Annotated in this window: 16 protein-coding genes and 1 rRNA gene; 7 read left to right on the top strand and 10 right to left on the bottom strand. The window is 70.3% G+C overall.

Annotated features, from left to right (window positions below; translation table 11 throughout):
- A 16S ribosomal RNA gene (locus ACGFYN_RS10230) occupies positions 1-272 on the bottom strand; the annotation flags it as partial.
- Between the two features lie 561 nt (positions 273-833).
- On the opposite strand from ACGFYN_RS10230, the gene ACGFYN_RS10225 reads away from it, so the two are divergent.
- On the top strand, positions 834-1,283 hold the full coding sequence (locus ACGFYN_RS10225) for a PTS glucose transporter subunit IIA (protein ID WP_393865315.1): 450 nt from the start codon (positions 834-836) through the stop codon (positions 1,281-1,283).
- A 79-nt stretch (positions 1,284-1,362) separates the two neighbouring features.
- On the top strand, positions 1,363-3,033 hold the full coding sequence (gene ptsP, locus ACGFYN_RS10220) for a phosphoenolpyruvate--protein phosphotransferase (protein WP_393865314.1): 1,671 nt from the start codon (positions 1,363-1,365) through the stop codon (positions 3,031-3,033).
- Positions 3,034-3,111: 78 nt separating this feature from the next.
- On the opposite strand, the gene ACGFYN_RS10215 is transcribed toward ptsP, so the two are convergent.
- Both ACGFYN_RS10215 and ACGFYN_RS10210 read right to left on the bottom strand, forming a co-directional pair.
- Complete coding sequence (locus ACGFYN_RS10215) at positions 3,112-4,005, bottom strand: hypothetical protein (protein ID WP_393865313.1); 894 nt, start codon at positions 4,003-4,005, stop codon at positions 3,112-3,114.
- 78 nt (positions 4,006-4,083) lie between these two features.
- On the bottom strand, positions 4,084-6,051 hold the full coding sequence (locus ACGFYN_RS10210) for an acetoacetate--CoA ligase (protein WP_393865312.1): 1,968 nt from the start codon (positions 6,049-6,051) through the stop codon (positions 4,084-4,086).
- 213 nt (positions 6,052-6,264) lie between these two features.
- Here ACGFYN_RS10210 and ACGFYN_RS10205 point away from each other — a divergent pair, with 213 nt between their 5' ends.
- Positions 6,265-8,625: a TIM-barrel domain-containing protein gene (locus ACGFYN_RS10205; protein ID WP_393865311.1), complete on the top strand. Its 2,361-nt coding sequence runs from the start codon at positions 6,265-6,267 to the stop codon at positions 8,623-8,625.
- Between the two features lies 1 nt (position 8,626).
- On the opposite strand, the gene ACGFYN_RS10200 is transcribed toward ACGFYN_RS10205, so the two are convergent.
- Positions 8,627-9,163 carry an NUDIX domain-containing protein gene (locus ACGFYN_RS10200; RefSeq protein WP_393865310.1) on the bottom strand — a complete coding sequence of 179 codons (537 nt, stop codon included), beginning with the start codon at positions 9,161-9,163 and terminating at the stop codon, positions 8,627-8,629.
- Between the two features lie 47 nt (positions 9,164-9,210).
- Complete coding sequence (locus ACGFYN_RS10195) at positions 9,211-10,020, bottom strand: M15 family metallopeptidase (protein ID WP_393865309.1); 810 nt, start codon at positions 10,018-10,020, stop codon at positions 9,211-9,213.
- A 196-nt stretch (positions 10,021-10,216) separates the two neighbouring features.
- Between ACGFYN_RS10195 and ACGFYN_RS10190 the strand changes: the two genes are divergently transcribed.
- The 4 genes from ACGFYN_RS10190 (at position 10,217) to glpK (ending at position 15,589) form a co-directional block, all read left to right on the top strand.
- Complete coding sequence (locus ACGFYN_RS10190; RefSeq protein ID WP_393865338.1) at positions 10,217-10,642, top strand: Zn-ribbon domain-containing OB-fold protein; 426 nt, start codon at positions 10,217-10,219, stop codon at positions 10,640-10,642.
- Complete coding sequence (locus tag ACGFYN_RS10185) at positions 10,639-11,829, top strand: lipid-transfer protein (RefSeq protein WP_393865308.1); 1,191 nt, start codon at positions 10,639-10,641, stop codon at positions 11,827-11,829. The genes ACGFYN_RS10190 and ACGFYN_RS10185 overlap by 4 nt, the downstream gene beginning before the upstream one ends.
- A 143-nt stretch (positions 11,830-11,972) precedes the next feature.
- Positions 11,973-13,625 carry an EAL domain-containing protein gene (locus ACGFYN_RS10180; RefSeq protein ID WP_393865307.1) on the top strand — a complete coding sequence of 551 codons (1,653 nt, stop codon included), beginning with the start codon at positions 11,973-11,975 and terminating at the stop codon, positions 13,623-13,625.
- 452 nt (positions 13,626-14,077) lie between these two features.
- Positions 14,078-15,589 carry a glycerol kinase GlpK gene (gene glpK / locus ACGFYN_RS10175; RefSeq protein ID WP_393865306.1) on the top strand — a complete coding sequence of 504 codons (1,512 nt, stop codon included), beginning with the start codon at positions 14,078-14,080 and terminating at the stop codon, positions 15,587-15,589.
- Positions 15,590-15,666: 77 nt separating this feature from the next.
- On the opposite strand, the gene ACGFYN_RS10170 is transcribed toward glpK, so the two are convergent.
- Genes ACGFYN_RS10170 through ACGFYN_RS10150 form a run of 5 tightly spaced genes read right to left on the bottom strand, consistent with a single transcriptional unit; the run spans position 15,667 to position 23,673 of the window.
- Complete coding sequence (locus ACGFYN_RS10170; RefSeq protein ID WP_393865305.1) at positions 15,667-16,272, bottom strand: ATP/GTP-binding protein; 606 nt, start codon at positions 16,270-16,272, stop codon at positions 15,667-15,669.
- Positions 16,253-19,882 (bottom strand): hydantoinase B/oxoprolinase family protein, encoded by a 3,630-nt coding sequence (locus tag ACGFYN_RS10165; protein ID WP_393865304.1) that lies wholly within the window; start codon positions 19,880-19,882, stop codon positions 16,253-16,255. Before ACGFYN_RS10165 ends, ACGFYN_RS10170 begins: the two co-directional genes overlap by 20 nt.
- Before the next feature lie 24 nt (positions 19,883-19,906).
- Complete coding sequence (locus tag ACGFYN_RS10160) at positions 19,907-20,302, bottom strand: DUF742 domain-containing protein (RefSeq protein WP_393865303.1); 396 nt, start codon at positions 20,300-20,302, stop codon at positions 19,907-19,909.
- 9 nt (positions 20,303-20,311) lie between these two features.
- The gene (locus tag ACGFYN_RS10155; RefSeq protein WP_384263955.1) at positions 20,312-20,749 is read right to left on the bottom strand and encodes a roadblock/LC7 domain-containing protein; all 438 of its coding nucleotides are present in this window, start codon (positions 20,747-20,749) and stop codon (positions 20,312-20,314) included.
- The gene (locus ACGFYN_RS10150; RefSeq protein ID WP_393865302.1) at positions 20,746-23,673 is read right to left on the bottom strand and encodes a nitrate- and nitrite sensing domain-containing protein; all 2,928 of its coding nucleotides are present in this window, start codon (positions 23,671-23,673) and stop codon (positions 20,746-20,748) included. The genes ACGFYN_RS10155 and ACGFYN_RS10150 overlap by 4 nt, the downstream gene beginning before the upstream one ends.
- Between the last annotated feature and the right edge of the window lie 93 nt (positions 23,674-23,766).

Below are 23,766 nucleotides of genomic sequence, written 5' to 3'. Positions count from 1 at the left end.
GTCGCCTTGGTGAGCCATTACCTCACCAACAAGCTGATAGGCCGCGGGCTCATCCTTCACCGCCGGAGCTTTGAACCCCACCTCATGCGAGGCAGAGTGTTATCCGGTATTAGACCCCGTTTCCAGGGCTTGTCCCAGAGTGAAGGGCAGATTGCCCACGTGTTACTCACCCGTTCGCCACTAATCCCCACCGAAGTGGTTCATCGTTCGACTTGCATGTGTTAAGCACGCCGCCAGCGTTCGTCCTGAGCCAGGATCAAACTCTCCGTGAATGTATACCGGTAATCCGGTCGACACCACGAGAGCGGAACCAGGGAGAGGAATAATCTCCCCGGTTCACAGCGTCCTCGCTGTGTTTTGTTTCAAAGGAACCTCGACCATCAGACACAAGGCCTGACAGACGGGGTATCAACATATCTGGCGTTGACTTTTGGCACGCTGTTGAGTTCTCAAGGAACGGACGCTTCCTTCGTACTCACCCTCTCGGGCTTTCCTCCGGGCGCTTCCCTTCGATGTTCCAAACTCTATCAGTGATTTTCTGTCCCTCTGACCACTCTCCTGCGGACATGCAGAAGGTGACCCCGGGATAGGATCTGACAAGTATGGGTGCTGCTGAGCAAAGGGCGCATGGTCGCGCCGCTCGGTCTCAAGCAGGAGTACGACTGTACAGCGGGCCGGGAAGCGGGTGCAAATCGATTGAGGTGGTGGTCTAGACCACTTCCGGGTATCTTCCATGCGGAACCCGTAGTTCATATGACATAGCCTGCTCACAGTGCGCCGTCCGGCACAGGCAGTGACGGCCCTTCTCGATCTCCACCCCTCGGAGGCTTCCCATGACCACCGTGACGTCCCCCGTCGCAGGACGCGCCATCGGACTGGCAGCAGTGCCGGATCCCGTCTTCTCCGGGGCCATGGTCGGCCCGGGCACCGCGATCGACCCCGTGCGGGAGCCCTCCGAGGCCATCGCTCCCGTGGACGGCGTCATCGTCTCTCTGCACCCGCACGCCTTCGTCGTGGTGGACGAGCACGGACACGGTGTGCTCACGCACCTCGGCATCGACACCGTGCAGCTGAACGGCGAGGGCTTCGAGCTTCTCGTGAACAAGGGCGACACCGTGACGCGGGGGCAGAGCGTCGTGCGCTGGAACCCTGCGGCCGTGGAGGCCGCGGGCAAGTCCGCTGTATGCCCGATCGTGGCGCTCGAAGCCACGGCCGAGGCTCTTTCCGATCTTCGTGACGACGGTGACGTGAAGGCCGGCGACAGCCTTTTCGTCTGGGCGTGACGTCAGCGCCGTCGATATGACGGCACGTTGTACAACCACCGCGGCGGCGGGACCCGCCGCACTATCGGAGACGGGTGAGATGGAGACAACGCTGCGAGGCGTCGGTGTGAGCCACGGTGTGGCGATCGGCGAGGTTCGGCACATGGGAACGGCGGTCCTGGAGCCGCCTGCCAAGCAGATCCCGGCGCAGGACGCGGAGCGTGAACAGGGGCGCGCCCGCCAGGCCGTGGAAGCTGTGGCGGCCGATCTGATGGCGCGCGGCAATCTGGCGGGGGGCGAAGCCCAGGCGGTGCTCGAGGCCCAGGCCATGATGGCCCAGGACCCCGAGTTGATGGCGGATGTCGAACGGCGGATCGCCGTCGGGAGCACGGCCGAGCGGGCCGTGTACGACGCCTTCGCCGCGTATCGCGCTCTGCTGGCCGGAGCGGGCGAGTACCTCGCCGGTCGCGTGGCCGACCTGGACGACGTGCGGAATCGTATCGTCGCCCGGCTGCTCGGGGTTCCGATGCCGGGTGTCCCGGACAGTGACGAGCCGTACGTCCTTATTGCTCGTGACCTCGCGCCTGCCGACACGGCGCTGCTCGACCCGACGCTGGTCCTCGGGTTCGTCACCGAGGAGGGCGGGCCGACCAGCCACAGCGCGATCCTGGCGCGGGCCCTCGGTGTCCCGGCCGTGGTGGCGCTGCCGGGCGCCGGTGAGCTGGCCGAGGGGACCGTGATCGCGGTCGACGGCAGCACCGGCGAGATCTTCGTGAACCCGAGCGAGGAGAAGAAGGCACAGCTGGAGGCGTCGGCCGCCGAGCGCAAGGCTGCTCTGGCCGCTGCCACCGGCCCGGGTGCCACCTCGGACGGGCACAAGGTGCCGCTGCTGGCCAACGTCGGCGGCCCCGCGGACGTGCCGGCCGCCGTCGAGGCCGGGGCCGAGGGTGTCGGGCTCTTCCGTACCGAGTTCCTCTTCCTCGACGACAGCAAGAACGCGCCGTCGGAGAAGAAGCAGGTCGAGGCCTACCGGCAGGTCCTGGAGGCGTTCCCCGAGGGCCGTGTCGTCGTCCGTGTGCTGGATGCCGGTGCCGACAAGCCGCTGGACTTCCTCACCCCGGCCGACGAGCCCAACCCGGCGCTGGGTGTGCGCGGCCTGCGTACGCTGCTGGACCACCCGGATGTGCTGCGCACCCAGCTCACGGCGCTCGCGACAGCTGCCGAGGGTCTGCCGGTCTACCTCGAGGTCATGGCTCCGATGGTGGCCGACCGTGCCGACGCCAAGGCGTTCGCGGACGCCTGCCGTGAGGCGGGACTGCAGGCGAAGTTCGGCGCGATGGTCGAGATCCCCTCGGCCGCGCTGCGGGCCCGCTCGATCCTGCAGGAGGTCGAGTTCCTGTCGCTCGGGACCAACGACCTCGCGCAGTACACCTTCGCCGCCGACCGTCAGGTGGGCGCCGTCTCGCGCCTGCAGGATCCGTGGCAGCCCGCGCTGCTCGACCTGGTCGCGCTGTCCGCGGAGGCCGCGAAGGCCGAGGGCAAGAGCTGTGGTGTCTGCGGTGAGGCCGCGTCCGACCCGCTGCTCGCCTGTGTGCTGACCGGTCTGGGCGTCACCTCCCTTTCCATGGGTGCCGCGTCGATTCCTTATGTGCGGGCGACGCTCGGCAAGTACACGCTGGCCCAGTGCGAGCGTGCCGCTGCGGCGGCCCGCGCTGCGGACAGCGCCGACGAGGCGCGCAACGCCGCGCAGGCGGTGCTGTCCGGCGAGTAGCCGGGCCCACGTCGGCTGCTGTCGCGTCGACGGTTCTTGAGGGGCGCTCCACCTGTGGGTGGGGCGCCCCTCTTCTGTTCAGTGGTGGTGACCCGGCGCTTCTCCTTCGGGCCCGAGGTCGGGTGGTACGCAGTAGTCGACGTCCGATTCCGGGGAGATGATGTCGCCGGACTCGATGTCGGTGCAGTAGGCGTCGAACACCTCACCTGCAGTGAGGGGTTCCAGGCCCTCGCCGCGCAGGCGCCAGCCGTAGACGCGGTCGGTGGCTCCGGGGGCGCTGGTGCGCATGACGAGACCGCCCGGGCACCGGGTGGCGATACCGAGGGCCAGGACCGTGGTGAATTCGAGTGCCTCGGCCTCGTCGAGATGGAGCGCGCCGTCGGCGTCCTGGTCGGCGTGGAGGACGGAGACAAGTGTTTCCGGTTTCGCCGAGACACTGCTGACCAGGTGGCGGTTGCCCGGTTCGGCTGTGTCGAGGATGCGGACGACGAGGTGGGAGGCGCGGGTGAAGGCGGCGCGGCCGATGTCCTCGCCGCAGGACGCGCAGGCGCCCAGACGGGCGAGGAGTGTGGACGCGTACTCCCAGGTGGCCTGGCGGACGGCCTCGTCGACGAGGGCCGGGACGAGGTCGGTCAGGGGCTGGCCTTCGTAGGGAAGGACGGCACCTGTCGTCGACAGTTCGGCGGTGAAGCGTGCTCGGCTCGACTGGGCGTCGGGGTCGAGGCCCATGTCCGCGCAGAAGTCGGCGTACTCCTGCGGGTCGAAGAGGGCGACCGTGGTGTGGCCGCCCTGGGAGGCGCGTGTTTTAAGGAGCGCCTCCACCTGCTGGAGATAGATCGTGTGGTCGTCGAAGGTGAAGCTGCGGTAGCGGCGCATGGCACGGAAGTCGTGCTCGTCGGTGAGCAGGCCGATCGTGCCTGCGATCTCGCGGCGCAGAACGCGTCGCATGGTCTGGTGGTCGGTGTGCGTCATCTTTCCCCCTGTGCACAGTCGATCAATGCTCACTCACAGTAACCGGCGGCACTGACAACGACGGCATGGGAGATACGTTCAGGCGCGTTTGCGGGCGAGGTCCTCGTAGAAGTGCAGTAGATCGAGGTTGTCGATGGAGCCCGGATTGACCGCCTTCTCCAGCGGCGTGCCCTGGAGGAGGCGCTTGACCGGAACCTCGATGCGCTTGCCGGTGAGGGTGTGCGGGACGCCGGGCACCTCGATGACCTCGTCGGGGACGTGGCGCGGTGAGAGCTGTTCGCGGATGGTCTGCTTGATGCGGCCCAGCAGTGCCTCGTCCAGGGTTGCGCCGGGCGTCAGGTGCACGAAGAGCGGCATCCAGTAGCCACCGTCCGGCTGCTCGATGCCGATGACGAGGGATTCCTTGATCTCGGGGATTCGCTCGACGGCTTCGTAGATGTCCGCGGAGCCCATGCGCACGCCCTGGCGGTTGAGCGTCGAGTCGGAGCGGCCGTGGATCACGACGGAGTCGCGGGATGTCAGGGTGATCCAGTCGCCGTGGCGCCACACGCCGGGGTACGTGTCGAAGTAGCTGTCGTGGTAGCGGCTTCCGTCGGGGTCGTTCCAGAAGTGGATCGGCATCGACGGCATGGGGTTGGTGACCACGAGCTCGCCGACTTCGTCGATCACGGGCTTGCCGCTCGGGTCCCAGGACTGAAGGTCGGTGCCGAGGCCGGCTGCCTGGAGTTCACCCACGTACACCGGGAGGGTCGGTACTGCTCCCGCGAAGCAGGAGCACACGTCCGTGCCGCCGCTGACGGACGCGATCCACAGGTCGTCCCGCACCTCGTCGTGCAGCCAGCGGAATCCGTCGGGCGGCAGCGGGGACCCGGTGGTGGCGACGCAGTCCACCTTGGAGAGGTCGAAGTCGCGTGACGGGTGGACCCCGGCCTTGCGGCAGGCCATGACGTACGCCGCCGAGGTGCCGTACAGGGTGGCCCCCGTCCGTTCGGCGATGCGCCACTGGGCGCCCGTGTCCGGGAAGCCCGGACTGCCGTCGTAGAGCACGATCGTCGTGCCGGTGAGGAGGCCGGAGACGAGGAAGTTCCACATCATCCAGCCGGTCGACGTGTACCAGAAGAAGCGGTCCTCGGGGCCCAGGTCGCAGTGCAGGCCGAGCTGTTTGAGGTGCTCGATCAGGATGCCGCCCTGGGACTGGACGATGGCCTTGGGCAGGCCCGTCGTGCCCGAGGAGTAAAGCACCCACAGGGGGTGGTCGAAGGGGACCTGCTCGAAGTCGGGTTCCACGTCCGCGCCGGTCAGGGCCGACCACTCCAGGGCGCCCTCGGGAGCCTCGGTACCGAGGAGGGGGATGTGGACGACGACACGCACGGTGGGCAGTTCGCCGCGCAGTTCGTCGACGACGTCGCGGCGGTCGTGCTCCTTGCCGCCGTAGCGGTAGCCGTCGACCGTGAACAGGACGACCGGTTCTACCTGCTGGAAACGGTCGAGGACACTGCGGGCGCCGAAGTCGGGAGCGCAGGACGTCCAGACGGCACCCACGGCGGCCGTGGCCAGGAAGGCGACGACGGCCTGCGGGACGTTCGGGAGGTAGCCGCTGACACGGTCTCCGGGGCGTACGCCGCGGGAGCGCAGCTCGGCGGCCAGGGAGCCGACCTGGCGGCGCAGCTCGGCCCAGGTCACGGGGCGCGGCTCCTGTGTCTCGTCCACGCACAGGAGGGCCGGTTCGTCCGCGCGGGTCGCCGCCGCGCGCAGGGCGTGCTCCGCGTAGTTCAGCGTCGCCCCCGGGAACCACCCGGCCCCCGGCATGGAGCGGTCGCCGAGCACGCGCGCGTAGGGTGTGGAAAACCGTACGTCGAACCACTCCGTGACGGCTTTCCAGAACGATTCCAGCTCATCGACGGACCAGCGGTGCAGCGCCGCGTAACCGCCCTCGGCGGGGGCGCCGTGGTGCTCGGCCGCCCAGGCCTGGAACGTGGTGACCTGCGCCTGGGCGATGCGTTCGGGATCTGGCTGCCAGAGCGGCTGGGGGTTCTGGGTCGACATGGGGCGGCTCCCGGACTGTGCGCGTCGTGTGCGTCGGTCGCGCACGTGCTGGGGTGTGCGCGTGACGCGGCTGACAGGGACGATGCCATGTGATCGACTTCGACACCAGGGCACGCTCCACATAGTCCGTGCCGTGAAGATGTGGTCTCGGCACGGGTGAACGGCAGTTGAACGACACACGCGCGTGGACCGGTCAATGGCAGGGTGAACAGCATGAACGGTCGTGACCTGGTGCGTTCGATAAAGACGGTCGGTTCTGCGGGGGCGGCCCAGGGGTTGCGTACCGTGCGAGCCGCATGGCGTACACGGCGTGCGGACGCCTCCGCGCTGCCGTCGCGCGGCGCCGAGCGTGCGCGGGTGCCCGGGTCCGTGCAGGAGGTGGAGACCGCGCCGGGCGGCGGCATCATCCGGTTCAGCCGGTCCGAGCTGCGCATCATGGTCGCGGTGAACGGTGCGGTCTTCTGGGGCTGGGACGGGGCCTCTCCGGAGCCGTCGTACGCGCTCGCGGGCCGGTGTCCGGAGCCCGATCCCCGGGCCTTCCTGGAGCCCGACAAGGAGGGTGGCTGGCGCGTCGTGGCCGAGCGGGTCACGGTCGCCGTCTCGCGGCATGGGGCGGTCGAGGTGCGTACGCCCGGAGGTGTGACGCTGCGCCGTGATCTGCCGCCCCGGTGGTGGGAGCCGGTCGGGGGTGGCACCGCGCGCTGGATGCAGCGGTCGGAAGTGGCCGCGGACGCCCGGTTCTTCGGGCTCGGGGGGCGGGCGTCGGGGCCGCGGTTGCGCGACGGAACGTACCGGATGTGGAACACGGACCCGGGGCACGCGTTCGGTCCCGGTGACGATCCGCTCTACATCACGATGCCCGTGCAGTTGGTGGTCGCCGACGCGGCGACGCATCTGGTGTTCCGCGACACATCGTGGGTCGGCACCGTGACTCTGCGGGAGGGCGAGGAGGGTGCCGGTTCCGGGCACGACCGGGCGGGGACGTCCGAGCTGCGGATGGAGGGTGGTCCGCTGCGCTGCTGGGTGGTGGTCGGCACCCCCGCGCGCGTGCTGCTCGTCTGGGCGTCGCTGACCGGCGCGCCCGCGCTCCCGCCCACGTGGGCACTGGGTCATCACCACGCGCGCTGGGGCTTCGGCAGTGAGCAGGAGATACGGCGGATCGTCTCCGGCTACCAGGAGCGGGAGCTGCCGCTGGACGCCGTCCATCTGGACATCGACCACTACGACGAGCACCAGGTGTTCACCGTCGACCAGGAGCGCTTCCCCAAGTTGGCGCTGCTGGCCAAGGAGTTGCGCCAGGACGGAATCCGGTTGGTGTCCATCGTCGATCCCGCGGTCAAGGCCGCCGAGGGCAACGCGGTGTACGACAGCGGGATGGCCGAGGACGCTTTCGTCCGGGACGCCGCGGGCCGGCTGGTGCGAGGGGTCGTGTGGCCCGGGGAGGCGGTGTTCCCGGACTTCACGCACGCGCGTGTGCGTGAGTGGTGGGGGCGGCTGTACGAGGAGCGGCTGGCACAGGGGTTCTCGGGGTTCTGGCACGACATGAACGAACCGACCTCGTTCGCCGCCTTCGGGGAGCCGACTCTGCCGCGCTCGGCCAGGCACGCGCTGGAGGGTCGCGGCGGGGACCATCGCGAGGCGCACAACGTCTACGCGCTGTGCATGGCCAGGGCGGGTTACGAAGGAGTGCGTGAACTGGCGCCGGAGGAGCGGCCGTTCATCTTCTCGCGCTCCGGCTGGGTCGGTATGCAGCGCTACGGGGGCACGTGGTCCGGTGACGTGGCCACGGGCTGGCCCGGGCTGCGGGCGTCCCTCTCGCTGGTTTTGGGGCTCGGGCTGTGCGGGGTGCCGTATTCGGGACCGGACGTGGGCGGATTCGACGGGCGTCCGTCGCCCGAGCTGTACCTGCGCTGGTTCCAGCTGGGCGCCTATCTGCCGCTGTTCCGTACGCACGCGAGTTTGCGGGCGGGGCGCAGGGAACCGTGGGAGTTCGGCGCCGAGGTGCTGGAGCACGCGCGCGTGGCGCTCGTCGAACGGCGGCGGCTGCTGCCGTACTTCGTGACTCTCGCGCATCTGGCCCGGCGCACGGGAGCGCCCTATGTGCGGCCGCTGTGGTGGTCGGCGCCCGAGGACCGCGCGCTGCGCGACTGCGAGGACGCCTTCCTGCTTGGCGACTGCTTGCTGGTGGCGCCGGTGCTCGATCCGGGCGCGGTCCGGCGTGCCGTGCAGCTGCCCCGGGGGCGCTGGTACGACACCGTGACGGAGCAGATGTACGAGGGGCCCGGGCAGGTGTTCCTCGATGCCCCCTTGTCGCGGATTCCGGTGCTCGCGCGCGCGGGTGCCGTCGTCCCGGTGCGCGGGGACGACGGTGGGCTGGAACTCGACGTGTGGGCGCCCGCCCCGGGACGCACCGGCGGCGGAGTGGTCGTGAGGGATGCGGGTGACGGATGGGACGAGCCGGAACTCGAGCGCTACGTCACCCGTTGGTCCGGGCAGCGGCTTGTGGTCGAGCGGGAAGGCGGCAGCGGCGAGCCGCCCTATCCTGTCCGCGTCCGGGGGCTCGGCAAGCGCTGACTCAGATGTACCGGCCCTCGAACCAGGCCCGCACGGCCAGCGTGTGCAGCGGGAAGGCGAGTTCGTCCGGCCTGCGCAGGAGGTGCCAGCCCTCCGTCTCGTCCGTGGCGGAGGACTTCGGAAGGCCCTCGGCCGGGCGCTCGGGAAGAAGGCCGAACAGCAGCAGGTGCCCGTCGGGAGAGCTCATGGCGTCGACGAGCCGCACGTCGCGGCCGGCGGCGGCGATGCCGGTCTCCTCCTTGAGTTCACGGACGACGGCATGTCGCCACTCCTCCCGGTCGTCGATGTAACCGCCGGGCAGCGCGACACCGCCACGCGCGGGGGCGACGGTTCGCGTGATGACGACAAGGGCGGTGCCCTTCGTGTCGTACACGGGCTGGAGCGCTATCGCCACCGGCAGCGGGTTGCGGTAGGCCACGGCGTGGCAGACCGGGCAGGTGCGGGGCCAGCCGGTGACGCCCTCTCCGTAAGGCGCTCCGCAGCTCGAACAGTGGGAGTCGGGCGCGGAATTGAGGGTGGAGGCATGAGTTTCGGACACGAAGCGGAATGTATCCGATCACGGAGAGGGCGTCTCCAGGAGGCGGCTCAGAAGCGACTGTTGAGCGACTTCGAGGAGACGGGGAAGTCGAAGTAGGTGTCCGGGTAGGGCTCGGGCTGGTACGTGTAGTGCCACCACTCCTCGGCGAGGTTCACGAAGCCGAGACGCTCGAGGGTGCTCTTCAGAAGCAGCCTGTTGGCGCGTTGTTCGCCCTGGATACGGGGGTCGAGGGTGTGGGCGAGGGTGTCGAAGCAGTCGAATCCGGTGCCCATGTCGACGGAGTTGTCGGGGAAGCGGTCGTCCTTGGGCGCGTAGCACGGAACGAGGGGCTGCCCGGGGTGGTAGGGCCGGGTCGGTCGTGCGGGCAGCTTCACGATGGTCAGGTCCATGGTGGAGCCGCGGCTGTGGCCGGATTTCTCCGCGATGTAGCCGTCCTCGAACAGCCGGGTCTTGTCGACGTTCGGGTAGAACTCGCCCTTCATCGCCTGGTCGTCGAGGTCCTCGGCCCAGCGGACGAAGTGGTTCACGGCGCGCTGCGGGCGGTAGCAGTCGTACACCTTGAGGCTGTATCCCTGGCGCAGCAGCCTCGTCTGGGCCTTGTGCAGCGCTTCGGCGGCCGGCCGGGTGAGGATGCAGATCGGCTGCTGATAGCCGTCGATGCGCTCACCGACGAAGTTGTGCGGGGTGAAGTAGCGCATCTCCTGGATGATCGTCGGGTCCACGGTTCTCAGGGCCACGAAGGCCTTCGGCGCCTTGGGCTCCGTCTTCGCCTGGGCGGTGGCGGACGCCCCTGCGACCGCCAGCAGTGCGGCGAGTGCGGTGATCAGAGCGCGTAGTGCACTGGAGAGACGTGTCATGTCTCCTGCATCTATCAAATCGGGACGGCCGGATCCACCCCCGTGGGCCCCGGCCGTCCCTTCCGTTACCACGACGCAGCAAGGGGCCGTTCGGTTCGATCGGTGCCCCTGCCCATTTCCGGAAGCCCGTGACACACTTCTGACGCTCCATCAGATTCCGTCGCGAGGAGGGGCTTTGTCGCGTACACGCACGCCTGTGGTCGAAGGGTGGTTCGCCGGCGACGGGAACGACTTCAGGCTTCTCGGCACGCGCTGCGCGGCGTGCGCCTCGGTCTTCTTCCCCCGCGAGGACGCGCACTGCCGCAACCCCCTGTGTTCCGGCGGGGATCTGGAGGAGGTGCCCCTCTCGCCGCGCGGGCGGGTCTGGTCCTACACGGACAGCAGATACCGGCCTCCGTCACCGTATGTGACCGATCTGGAACTTCCGTGGGAGCCGTACACGTTGATCGCTGTAGAGCTGGAGCCCGAGCGGATCGTGGTGCTGGGGCAGGCGGCTCCCGGGATCACCGTCGCCGATCTGGCGGTCGGCATGGAGGTGCAGGTGGTTCCCGGGGTGCTCAATCAGGACGCGGAGACGATCTGGACGACGTGGCACTGGCGGCCGACGGGGGTGGGGGCATGACGGGAGAGGTGGCGGTGCTCGGCGCGGGCATGCACCCGTGGGGCAAGTGGGGGCGCAGCTTCGTCGAGTACGGGGCCGCGGCGGCCCGTGCGGCGCTCGCCGACGCGGAGCTGGAGTGGCGGGACGTCGGCTCGGTCGTCGGGGCCGACACGGTGCGTGGCGGCTATCCGGGCTATGTGGCCGGCGCGACCTTCGCGAAGGCGCTGGGCTGGCAGGGGGCCCGAGTGGCCAGCGTGTACGCGGCGTGCGCGTCGGGGGCGCAGGCGGTCAACACCGCACGCGCGCAGATCCTTTCAGGCCTCGCGGATGTCGTCCTCGTGGTGGGCGCCGATGCGGCTCCCAAAGGGTTCTTCCGGCCGGCGGGAGGGGATCGACCGGATGATCCGGACTGGCTGCGCTTCCGTGTGCTGGGGGCGACCAACCCCACGTACTTCGGGCTGTACGCGCGCCGTCGCATGGCCGTGCACGGCGACACGCTGGAGGACTTCGCACAGGTCAAGGTGAAGAACTCGGCCATGGGCGCGCTCAATCCGAATGCGCGCTACCGCAAGCGGGTCACCGCCGAGGAGGTCGCCGCGTCCGCCGTGGTGGCCGACCCCTTGCGGCTGCTCGACATCTGTGCGACGTCGGACGGAGGCGCCGCCCTGGTGCTGTCCAGCATGGAGTTCGCACGTCGGCACGGTGCGAGCCGGCCGGTGCGGATCCGCGCGGTGTCCACGGTGACGCCGCGCTATCCCAGCACGGTGCTGGACCTGCCGGACATAGCCACCGATTCCGCGGTGGCGGTGGAACCGGCCGCCGACACCTTCCGCGCCTCGATCGCGCGGGCCGCCTACGAGGAGGCGGGCCTCGGGCCGGAGGACCTGTCCCTCGCGGACGTCTACGACCTGTCCACCGCCCTCGAGTTGCAGTGGTACGAGGATCTCGGCCTGTGCGGACAGGGAGAGGGCGCAAAGCTGTTGCGGGAGGGCGCGACGGCCATAGGCGGGCGCATACCGGTGAACGCGAGTGGCGGGCTGGCCTCCTTCGGCGAGGCGGTTCCGGCTCAGGCCATCGCCCAAGTGTGCGAACTGACCTGGCAGTTGAGGCAGGAAGCAGGCGAGCGGCAGGTCACCGGGGCACGCGTCGGGATCACGGCGAACCAAGGGCTGTTCGGGCACGGGTCCTCGGTGATCGCCGTTCGCTGAGGGCCGGCCGGTTCGGGACACGCACTGCGCCACCACAGGGCAGGGCAAGCCCTTTCTCGTACGCTGTGTGATCGCTCAGGAATCCTGCGTGAACGTCTCATGAACTGGGCCTGGGCGCCTTTCGGCGGAGCCATCATGCTGCCGTGCACACCTGGACGGATACTCTCCGCTTCGCCTTCCAGCCGGTGGTCAACCTGACCACCGGAGCGGTCGCGGGGCTTGAGATACTCGCCCGCCCGGAGACCGGCGACATCCTGGCCGAAGCCCGTCGGAACCCCGAACTCGACGGCAGACTCACGGTGTTGGCGCTCCGAGCGGCGGCGCGCAAGGAAGCCCTGCTGCCGCTGCACGTCAACGTTTTCGCGGGCACGCTCGCCGACCTCGGCGGCCTCACCCGGCTCCACGACGCCGTGCGCGAGGCCGGACGCCTGCCGTGGGAGGTGACGATCGACATCGGGCCGCCGTACACCCACGTCCCGCAGCAGGCCCTGCTCGAGGCGGTGGGTGCCCTGCGGGCCCAGGGCTTCCGGATCAGCGCGGACGGCGTCGGGGACGGGGACCTGCCCCTGCGGCTGCTGATCGACATGGCACCCGACCTGGTGAAGCTGGACGCGTCGTTGCTGGCGCGGCCGGCCGCGGTGAAGGCCATGCGGACGCTGTGCGAGGAGTTGGGGGCGCTGCTGTCCGTAGAGGGCGTGGAGACGGAACTGCAGTGCGCCGCCGCGATCTCGGCCGGCGCGCAGATGGGACAGGGCGAACTGTTCGCGCCACCGGCCCGGCTGCCCGTGGCGGACGTATACGTTCCGCCCCGCTCCCCCGTCGCCGTGACCATGCCGAGGTCGGGGCCTTCGGTGCGGGAGTTCGTGCGGCCCGCCGCGCTGCTGCCCGCCACCGCGTCGGCCGGTCAGGTGCGGGCGCTGCTGACCGGGTCGCCCGACGTGTCCGGGGTGCTGCTCGTGGACCAGCACGGGCGCCCGGTCCGCTCGGTGCACCGCTCGCGCTTCCTGCTGTCGCTGTCGGGGCGCTACGGACACGCGCTGTACGCCGACCGGCCCGCGGCCAAGCTAGGCGATCCGCCGCGGACGGTGGGCGTCGCCGCCACCGCCTGGGAGGTCCTGGACGTCGTCGCCGTCGGCGGCCGGAGCCGCACGTCGGATGACGTGGCGGTGGTGGACGCGCACGGCCGTTGCGTGGGTGTCGTACGGCTCGCGGACCTCGTGCGGGCGCTCGCCGAAAGCCGGGTCGAGGAAGCAGCCGGACTCAATCCGCTCACCCGGCTCCCCGGCTCGGACGCGATCACCGGCGCGGTGGACCGCCGGATCGCGGACGGCCGGACGTTCGCCCTGAGCTGGTTGGATGTGGACCACTTCAAGCAGGTCAACGACGGGTCCGGGTTCGCGGCGGGCGACGAGCTGATCCGCTCGGTGGGGCGGGCGCTGCAGCACGCGGCGTCCGGCAGCACCCGCGTGGGTCATATCGGCGGGGACGACTTCCTGGTGCTCGCAGAGCCGGAACGGCTGGGTCCGCTCGCCACCTCGATGCTGGACGCGCCCTGGTCGGCCGGCGGGCGTCCGATCACGCTGTCCCTGGCCACCGTGCTGTGCCCGCCCGGCAGCGTGACGGACCACCGGCAGGCCGCCGCTTGTCTAGCACCCCTGAAAAAGGCCGCGAAATCGCTGCTCGGAGCGAGCTGGGTGGTGGGCCGGGCGGACAGGCCGGGCCACGAGATCCGGCGCGGTGCGGAGGCGGCGCCCGCCCAGGCCGGGTGCGCGGTGGCGGAACCGGGCCTAGGCTGATCGTCACAACCGACCGGCCTTGCCCACCCCGCACAGACACACCTCCGGCTGTCACCGTTGCCGTCGGCGACCTTGACGCTCTGTGGGCGTCGGTGAAAACTTCCGGTGTCAGTCGACATCGCCGTACATACACGGTCTATCCAGGCACGCTCCACGCGGGCGGCGTCTGAGGAGCCGGACCGTTCCCCCACGGCCGATGCGACTGCGACGGCAAGCTCGTCACGGACGCCGGGCGGGGCGCGGGATCTTCCTGCCTCGGCCGAAGTCGCCATGGGAAACGCACCCTGCACGAAGGACCGGGGTCGATCGCCCCGGGACAGGGCCTAGGAGCCGCCATGAGCACCGGAGACACGCACGGCGACGGGCGCGGCTGCGTCGTCATCGGTCCGTCGCTCCGCACAGCAGCCTTCTGATCCACAGCAGCCTTCTGAAGGAACGACGAAGGGGACGTCATGACGGACAAGTTCGTCGCCGCTATCGACCAGGGCACCACCTCCAGCCGCTGCATCGTCTTCAACCAGGGCGGCGCGATCGTCGCCGTCGACCAGCGTGAGCACCGCCAGATCTTCCCCAAGCCGGGCTGGGTGGAACACGACGCCACCGAGATCTGGTCCAAAGTGCAGGCCGTGGTCGCCGGAGCGCTCGCCAAGGCCGGACTGCGCGCCGACCAGCTCAGCGCGCTCGGCATCACCAACCAGCGCGAGACCACCCTGCTGTGGGACCGCGCCACGGGCAAGCCCGTGCACAACGCGATCGTCTGGCAGGACACCCGCACGGCGGCGCTGACCAAGCAGCTCGGCGGATCGGACGGGCAGGACCGTTTCCGCGAGCAGACGGGACTGCCACTGGCCACCTACTTCTCCGGCCCCAAGGCCGCCTGGCTGCTCGACAACGTGCCCGGCCTCAGGGACCGCGCCGAGAACGGCGAGATCGCCTTCGGCACGATGGACTCCTGGCTCATCTGGAACCTGACGGGCGGCACCGACGGCGGGCAGCACGTCACGGACGTGACCAACGCCGGCCGCACCATGCTGATGAACCTGGAGACCCTCCAGTGGGACCAGTCCATCCTCTCCGCGATGAACGTCCCCGAGGCGATCCTCCCCGAGATCCGGTCCTCGGCCGAGGTGTACGGCACCGCCGTCGGCCAACTGGGCGGGGTGCCGGTCGCGTCGGCCCTCGGCGACCAGCAGGCGGCCGTGTTCGGACAGGCCTGCTACGACGTGGGCACGGCCAAGAACACGTACGGAACGGGCTCCTTCCTGCTGCTCAACACGGGCAACCGGCCCGTGCCGTCGAAGAACGGGCTGCTGACGACGATGGGCTACAAGATCGGGAGTGAGGCGCCGGTCTACTGCCTGGAGGGGTCGATAGCCATAACGGGCGCCCTCGTCCAATGGTTCCGCGACCAGCTGGGCATCATCCGCAACGCCGACGAGATCGAGCCCCTGGCGGCGAGCGTCGACGACAACGGCGGGGCGTACATCGTTCCGGCCTTCTCCGGCCTGTTCGCACCGTACTGGCGCTCCGACGCGCGCGGTGTCGTCACCGGCCTGACGCGCTACGTCACCAAGGCCCACCTCGCCCGGGCCGTGCTGGAGGCGACGAGCTGGCAGACGCGCGAGGTCGTGGACGCCATGTTCCAGGACTCCGGCGTGCACATCACCACCCTCAAGGTGGACGGCGGCATGACCAAGAACAACCTGCTCATGCAGCACCAGGCGGACGTCCTCGACGTCCCCGTGGTCCGCCCGAAGGTCTCCGAGACCACCTGTCTCGGCGCGGCGTACGCGGCGGGGCTCGCCACCGGAGTGTGGAACGACCTCGACGAGCTGAAGTCCCACTGGCAGAAGGACGTCGAGTGGACGCCCGCCATGGAGGCCTCGGTCCGTGACCGGGAGTACCACAACTGGCGCAAGGCCGTGGAGAAGAGCTTCGGCTGGGCGGAGGACGGCGACAACTAGGCACACGCACGCGCGCGTGGGCGCCATCAGCTGCGGCCCGTACCCCGGTCGGCGGGGGTACGGGCCGTGGGCGTGCCTCAGGTGGTGACGGTCTGGCGGCGGTCCGCCGCCTGCGCCATCGCGTGCTGGACGACGCCGATCAGGACTTCCTTGACGGACTCCCGGTCGCGGGCGTCGCACAGCAGCAGTGGTACGTCGTCGTCCAGGTCGAGGGCCTGGCGGACGGCGGCCTCGGGATAACGGGACGAACCCTCGAAGCAGTTGACGCCCACGACGAAGGGTATGGAGCGCCGCTCGAAGTAGTCGACCGCGGCGAAGCAGTCCTCCAGGCGCCGGGTGTCGGCGAGCACGACGGCGCCGAGGGCGCCCTCGGAGAGCTCGTCCCACATGAACCAGAACCGCTCCTGGCCCGGCGTGCCGAACAGGTACAGCACGAGGTCCTCGCGGAGCGTGATGCGGCCGAAGTCCATGGCCACCGTGGTGGTGTGCTTGCCCTCGACGCCACTCGTGTCGTCGATGGGGCGCCCGGCCTCGGTGAGCAGTTCCTCGGTGCGCAGCGGCCTGATCTCGCTGACCGCGCCGACCAGGGTGGTCTTGCCCACGCCGAAGCCGCCGGCCACCAGGATCTTGAGCGTGACGGGCTCGACCGGAGGCTTCCCGCGCTCAGAACGCCCGAAGATCATCGATCTCTTCTCCTGCTTGATGGGGATGGGACGACGGCGGGCCGTAGCCTCCGCCGCCGGGGGTTTCGATGACGAGTACGTCGCCGGGACCGACGTCGGCCGAGTCGCTGCCGCCGAGCGCGGTGACCGTGCCGTCCGCGCGCTCCACCCGGTTGGCACCCAGCGCGCCGGTCCCGCCGCCCGCCATGCCGTACGGCGGGACCCTGCGGTGCTGGGACAGCGTGGAGACCGTCATGGGCTCGTGGAAACGGATGCGGCGCACCGCGCCGTCCCCGCCGGGCCACCGTCCGGCCCCGCCGCTGCCCGGGCGCACGGCGAACTCGTCGAGGTGCACGGGCAGCCGCCACTCCAGGACCTCGGGGTCGGTCAGCCGCGAGTTGGTCATGTGGGTCTGCACGACGGGCGCACCGGGGAAGCCGTCTCCCGCCCCGGAACCGGAGGCGACCGTCTCGTAGTACTGGTACCGCTCGTTGCCGAAGGTGACGTTGTTCATCGTCCCTGAGCCCTCGGCCTGGACCCCGAGTGCGGCGTAGAGGGCCCCGGTGATGGCCTGGGAGGTCTCGACGTTGCCCGCGACCACGGCGGCCGGCGGCTCGGGCGCGAGCATGGAGCCGGGCGGCACGACGATGTCCAGGGGGCGCAGACAGCCGTCGTTGAGCGGGATGTCGTCGGCGACCAGGGTGCGGAAGACGTACAGGACGGCCGCGTTGACCACCGCGAAGGGGGCGTTGAAGTTGCTCGCCAGCTGGGCGGAGGTGCCGGTGAAGTCGATGGTCGCCGACCGGTTCTCGCGGTCCACGCGCACGCGTACGCGGATGTGGGCACCCGCGTCGGTCTCGTAGGAGTACTCGCCGTCGTCCAGGGCGTCGACGACCCGGCGCACCGCTTCCTCGGCGTTGTCCTGGACGTGCTTCATGTACGCCTGGACGACGTCGAGGCCGAAGTTGTCGATCATGCGGGCGACTTCTTCGACGCCCTTGCGGTTGGCGGCGATCTGGGCGCGCAGGTCGGCCAGATTGGTCTTCGGGTTGCGGGAGGGGTGGCGAGCCTCGGTGAGCAGGCGGAGGGTCTCCTGCTCGCGGAAGCGGCCGTGCTCGGCGAGCAGCCAGTTGTCGAAGAGGATGCCTTCCTCCTCGATGGTGCGGCTGTTCGCCGGCATGGAGCCGGGGGCGATGCCGCCGATCTCGGCATGGTGGCCGCGCGAGGCGACGTAGAAGAGGATCCGGTCACCCTCCGTGTCGAAGACCGGGGTGATCACGGTGACGTCGGGCAGGTGGGTGCCGCCGTGGTACGGGTCGTTGACGGCGTAGGTGTCGCCGGGCCGCATCGAGGTGCCTCGGCGCCGGATGACCTCCTTGACGCTCGTGCCCATGGAGCCCAGGTGGACGGGGATGTGCGGCGCGTTGGCCACCAGGTTCCCGTCCGGGTCGAAGAGGGCGCACGAGAAGTCGAGGCGCTCCTTGATGTTGACGGACTGGGCCGTCGACTCCAGCCGCGCGCCCATCTGTTCGGCGATCGACATGAAGAGGTTGTTGAAGACCTCGAGCAGAACGGGGTCCGCTTCTGTGCCGAGATCGGAACTCTCCGTAATCGCCGCGCGTTCCATGACCAGATGTCCGTCGTCGCGGGCCACGGCCTGCCAGCCGTCGTCGACGACGGTCGTCGCACTGGCCTCGGTGATGATCGCGGGGCCGGTGACGGTGTCGCCGGGAGGAAGGCCCTCACGGCGGCGGAGGGGTACGTCGCGCCAGGAGCCTCCGGTGTGGAGGCGGACGGTCGCGGGCGCGGCCGGGCTGCCCTCGCGGGCGGCTGCGTAGGGGGCGAGGGCGGAGAGATCGGGGGGTTCTGTGATGCCGGTGGCTTCGACGGAGAGGGCTTCGACGACGATCGGGCGGTCGAGCGTGAAGGAGTACGTGGCGCGATGACGTTCTTCGAAGGCAGGGGTCATCGTGCCGGGCTCGGTCAGTTCGACGGTGAGGGTGGTGTCGGTGCCGTCGTAGCGCAGCTGCGCGCGGCGGGTGACCTGGATGTGGTCCTCGGGGACGTCCTCGGCGAGGAGTTCCGAGCGGGCCGCCTGCTCCAGGTCGTCGGCGATCTTCAGGACCGCAGGCATGGACGCCGGCTCCAGCGGTGCCTCGACGGACTGCTCGCGCATGGCGGTGGTGTCGGCGAGGCCGATACCGAGGGCGGACAGGACGCCGGCCATCGGCGGTACGAGGACGGTGCGGATACCGAGCGAGTCGGCGACCATGCACGCGTGCTGGCCGCCCGCGCCACCGAACGTGGTGAGGGCGTAGCGGGTGACGTCGTGGCCCTTCTGGACGGAGATCCGCTTGACGGCATTGGCGATGTTGGCGACGGCGATCTGCAGGAAGCCCTCGGCCACCTGCTCGGGCGTGCGGTCGTCCCCGGTCCTCGTGCGGATCTCACGCGCGAGGGCGGTGAACCGGTCGCGCACGAGCTCCGCGTCGAGCGGCTGGTCACCCTCGGGGCCGAACACCTTGGGGAAGTGCGCGGGCTGGATCCGGCCGAGCATGACGTTGGCGTCGGTGACGGCGAGCGGGCCGCCGCCTCGGTAGCAGGCGGGCCCCGGGTCCGCGCCCGCCGAGTCCGGCCCTACGCGGTAGCGGGTCCCGTCGAAGTGCAGGACCGAGCCGCCGCCGGCCGCGACGGTGTGGATGTCCAGCATGGGCGCACGCAGGCGGACACCCGCGATCTGGGTCGTGAAGACGCGTTCGTATTCACCGGCGAAGTGCGAGACGTCGGTGGAGGTGCCGCCCATGTCGAAGCCGATGACGCGGTCGAATCCGGCCAGCTGCGACATGCGGGCCATGCCGACGATGCCTCCGGCCGGCCCGGAGAGGATGGCGTCCTTGCCGCGGAACTGCCCGGCCTCGGCGAGCCCGCCGTTGGACTGCATGAACATCAGCCGGACGCCTTGCAGTTCGTCGGCGACGTGCTGGACGTAGCGGCGCAGCACGGGCGACAGGTAGGCATCGACGACCGCGGTGTCCCCGCGTGGTACGAGCTTCATCAGTGGGCTGACCTCGCTGGACAGCGAGATCTGCGGAAAGCCGAGGCGGGCGGCCAGCTCGCCGACGGCCTGCTCGTGGGCGGGGTGCAGATGGCTGTGCATGCAGACGACGGCGACGGCACGGATGCCGTCCTCGTACGCCTCCCGGAGGGGACCGGTCAGGGCATCGAGGTCGGGGACGCGAAGAACGGTGCCGTCAGCGGCGATGCGCTCGTCGACCTCCACGACCCGCTCGTGGAGCAGCGAGGGGAGTTCGATGCGGCGGGCGAAGATCTGGGGACGGTTCTGGTAGGCGATGCGCAGGGCGTCACGGAAGCCGCGGGTGACGACCAGCAGGGTGCGTTCGCCCTTGCGTTCCAGGAGCGCGTTGGTGGCGACCGTCGTCCCCATGCGGACGGCCTCGATGGAGTCGGGGGAGCCGTCGAGCAGCTCGCGTACGCCCGCGACGGCCGCGTCGGAGTATCGCGCCGGATTCTCCGACAGCAGCTTGTGCGTGAGCAGACGGCCGTCGGGGCGCCGCGCGACGATGTCGGTGAAGGTGCCGCCCCGATCGACCCAGAACTGCCAACCTGCCACGTCCGTACCCCGCTTCCGCACGGCTCACAGTGCCCGGAGGCCGTTGATCACGTCGCGCAGAATACTCTCGTCGGGCAGTTCGGCGGGGGGTACGGGCCGCGTGACATGGACGAATTCCCGGGCCACGAGGTCCCCGACGAGGACCCGCACCACGCCGACGGGCAGATCGAGTTCGGCGGCGAGTTCGGCGACCGACTGAGGGACGTCACGGCACAGACCGACGATGTCCACGTGCTCCGGGGACAGCGTCGAGTCGGCGTCCGGGTCGTCCGCCTGGGGCTCGGTGACGACCACCGCGATCAGGTCGAGACGGTGCTGGCCCGCACTGGTGGTCCGGCCACGCGTCATCGCGTACGGACGGACCACCGGTCCGGCCTCGTCGTCGAACCAGTGGCTTCTTCCCTGACCGTCAGCGCTCATGACATCTCACTACCCGCCTGCGGGCAGATCGGTGCGCGGAGCCGCGCCAAGATGCACGCCGACCCGCTTGACCAGGAGCGTCATCTCGTACGCCACCTGGCCGACGTCCGAGTCCGCGTCCGAGAGGACGGCCAGGCAGCTGCCGTCGCCGGCGGCCGTGACGAAGAGGAAGGCCTCGTCCAGCTCGACGACCGTCTGCCGGACGCTGCCCGCCTCGAAGTGACGGCCCACGCCCTTGGCGAGGCTGTGGAACCCGGAGGCGACGGCGGCGAGGTGCTCGCTGTCCTCCCGGGTCAGGTCCTTGGACACGCCGGTCGCCAGGCCGTCGCTGGAGAGCACGACGGCTTTGCGGATGCTCGCGACGCGGTCCACCAGGTCGTCCAGAAGCCAGTTGAGCTCCCCCGACCTGCTGGTCTCGGTGTGGCCGGTCGCCTTCGGTGCGGTCATCGACCGTCCCCCTCTGTCGTTCCTTGCGGTGCTGTGCCGCTGTGGGCGTCGTCACCCGCGGCATTCTCGTTGCGGCCACGCTGCCAGCCGCGCTGGAGCGAGGCCATCCGGCTGCGTACCTCGTCGGCGTCCCGCTCGACCGGCTGCGCGTTGTCCTGCGTGGGCCGCTCGGCGCTCTGCTTCAGCTGCGGAGCCAGGTTCGCCTGCCGTACGCGCCGGGGCAGCGGGCCGTTGCCGGGGCCGGTGTCCTGCGGCGCGGTGCCGGGGCGCCGGGCGGCGGGGTCCTCGCCGCCCGGTGCGATCGCGGCGGGCCGGCTGCGTGCGGGGAGGGCGGGAGGTTGCGGGCCCTCGCCGCCGCTGCGCCGCTCGGGTGCCGGGGATCCGGGCTCACCGGACCTGGCGGGTCCGCTCGTGCCGGGGCGCAGCGGTGAGGCTCCACGCCGGCGGGTCGGCAGTGGCGGCGCCGCTTCCTGGTCTGGCCGGCCCGGCCCCGTACCCACCTGCGGTCCGTCGCCCCGGCGACGCTGCGGCAGCGGCGCGGCGGCCTCCGGCTCGGGGCGGCCCGGCCCCGCCGGCGACTCCTCGCCTGCGTCCTCGCGCCGCGAGCGCTGGTCGGTGACCGGGCGTCCGTGCGAGCTGATCAGCTTGGGCGGGCGGCGGCGGGTCAGCGGGACCGCCTCGCCCAGGTCGTCGCCGGCGTCGAGGCGGGCCGCTTCATGGGTGTCGGGGTGGCCGTGGAGCGGACCGTCGCCGTGGCCGGCCGCCTCGTCGTCCGCGAGGGCGATGGAGCGGCGGGGGCGGAAGATCCCGCCGCGTTCGCTGTCCTCGTCGTCGAGAGCGCCCGGGAAGTCCTCGACGGCGTCGAGATCGACCGGCGCCTCCAGTTCCACGGGGCCGTCCAGGAGTGCGGCGGGCAGGCCGGGGAGCTGGACGGGCATCCGGGAGAGCGGGGTGCGGCGGCTCTCCTCGAGCTCGGCCTCCTTCGAGGGGTGGGGGCGGTCGAGGCGGAAGCCGATGCCATTGGTGTCCGGGACGTCGTCCGTCAGCAGTGCGTCGGGGACGAAGACGACCGCGGTGGTGCCGCCGTACGGCGACGGCTGGAGGGAGACCCGCACGTTCTGCCGCTGGGCGAGCCGGCTGACCACGAACAGGCCGAGCCGGTCGGTGTCGGACAGCTCGAACTCCGGAGTCTCGGCGAGCCGGAGATTGGCGTCCAGGAGAGCGTCGGCGGCCATACCGAGGCCGCGGTCGTGGATCTCCAGGGTGAAGCCGTTGGCGACCCGCTCGCCCAGCACCTGGACGGCCGTGTGCGGCGGGGAGAACACCGTGGCGTTCTCCAGCAGTTCGGCCACGAGATGGGTCAGGTCGGCGACGGCGGGACCGGTGACGGCGATCCGCGGCAGACGCCGCACCTCGATGCGCTCGTAGTCCTCGACCTCGGCGACGGCGGCCCTGACGACGTCCATGAGCTGGACGGGCTTGCGCCACTGCCGCGAAGGGGCGGCGCCGGAGAGGATCACGAGGCCCTCGGCATGCCGCCGCATACGGGTGGTCAGGTGGTCGAGGCGGAACAGGTCGGCGAGTTCGTCGGTGTCCTCGGTCCTGCGCTCCATGGTGTCGAGCAGTGTGAGCTGCTTGTGCAGGAGGACCTGGCTGCGCCGTGCGAGGTTGACGAACACCTCGGCCACCCCGGCGCGCAGTTCGGCCTGCTTGACGGCGGCCTCGACGGCGGCGCGCTGAAGGGTGTTGAGGGCCTGGCCGACCTCGCCGATCTCGTTCTTGTCGTACTCCAGGCGCGGGGCCTCGGTCTCCACGTCGACCTGTTCGCCCGCGGACAGGCGGCGCATGACGCTGGGCAGCCGGACGCCGGACGCCTCGTGGGCCTCCAGCCGCAGCTGCCGCAGGTCACGGATGAGGGTGCGGCCGACGCGGACGGACAGGAAGAGCGAGAGCAGCACCGCGACCAGGCCGAGGACGCCGGCGACGGCCGCCTTGGCGATGACGCCCATCGCGACGGGGCGGACACGGTCCTGATAGCGGTCGCTCGCCTGGTCGTTGAGGGTGCCGAGCTTGTCGAGCACGTTCCCCGCGGCGGAGTCCCACCCCTGCGCGGTGACCTCGCCGGCCTTGCCGTTGGTGGCGGAGGTGGCGGACTGCTCGGCCACGCGCAGCGGTGCGGTGGTGGCGTTCTTCCAGAACGCCTCGTAGCGGTCGCGTTCCGACGAGGGCAGCAGCTGCAGGTTGACGTCGTACATCAGGCTGCGCTGGGCCACGAGGTCGCTGACGTCGCGGCTCTCCGTGCGGGTGAGCCGGCCGACGATCAGGGAGGAGCCGAGCAGGGCGTCCTCGCGGGAGAGCAGTTCGCGGGCGCGGGCTAGGTTGACCAGTGCGCGGTACTGCTTGTCCATCTCGACGTTGTCGACGACGTGGAGATTGCCGAGCAGTACGTAGCAGGGGTCGACCAGGCGGTTGTAGAGATCGAGGGCCTGGGCACGGTCGACGGTGCCGTCCTCGACACTGCGGCGCAGGGCGTCGATGCCGTCGAACGCCTCCAGGACGGTGGTCAGGTGCTCGTCGGTACCCTCCCCCAGCGCGTCGCGCACGTCGGGGTTCTTGGCGTTCGTGCGGATCTTGGCGACGGCCTCGTCCGTGGCGGTCCGGCTGCGCCTGAGGTCGGCGAGCCCGTCGGAGGCCCGCGGATCGGCGAGGTACACGAGGGTCTGGCGGCGTTCCTGCTGCAGGACGCGGACGGTGTCCTCGATCGGATACCCGACCTTCTCCACCACGTCCGACACATGGAACAGGTCCTGTGCCTCACGTCCCGTCAGTACCGTGGCGAAGCCCCAGATCGCGGTGAGGGACACCAGCGGCACGAGAAGCAGCGCCACGATCTTCCGGCGGATCGACTTCCCGCGAAAGCGCATGGCCTCCCCCAGCTCGACCCCCTACGACCGGGGGTACACATGTACGTCAACAAACGGCGCGAGCCTACTACCGACACATGGCCAACTCGAAGA

Origin of the sequence: Streptomyces sp. NPDC048419 (genome assembly GCF_043200415.1) — a bacterium.
In the GTDB taxonomy this organism is placed as follows: domain Bacteria; phylum Actinomycetota; class Actinomycetes; order Streptomycetales; family Streptomycetaceae; genus Streptomyces.
The sequence above is the reverse complement of the archived record's forward strand: the minus strand, read 5'-3'. Positions and strand labels throughout refer to the sequence as shown.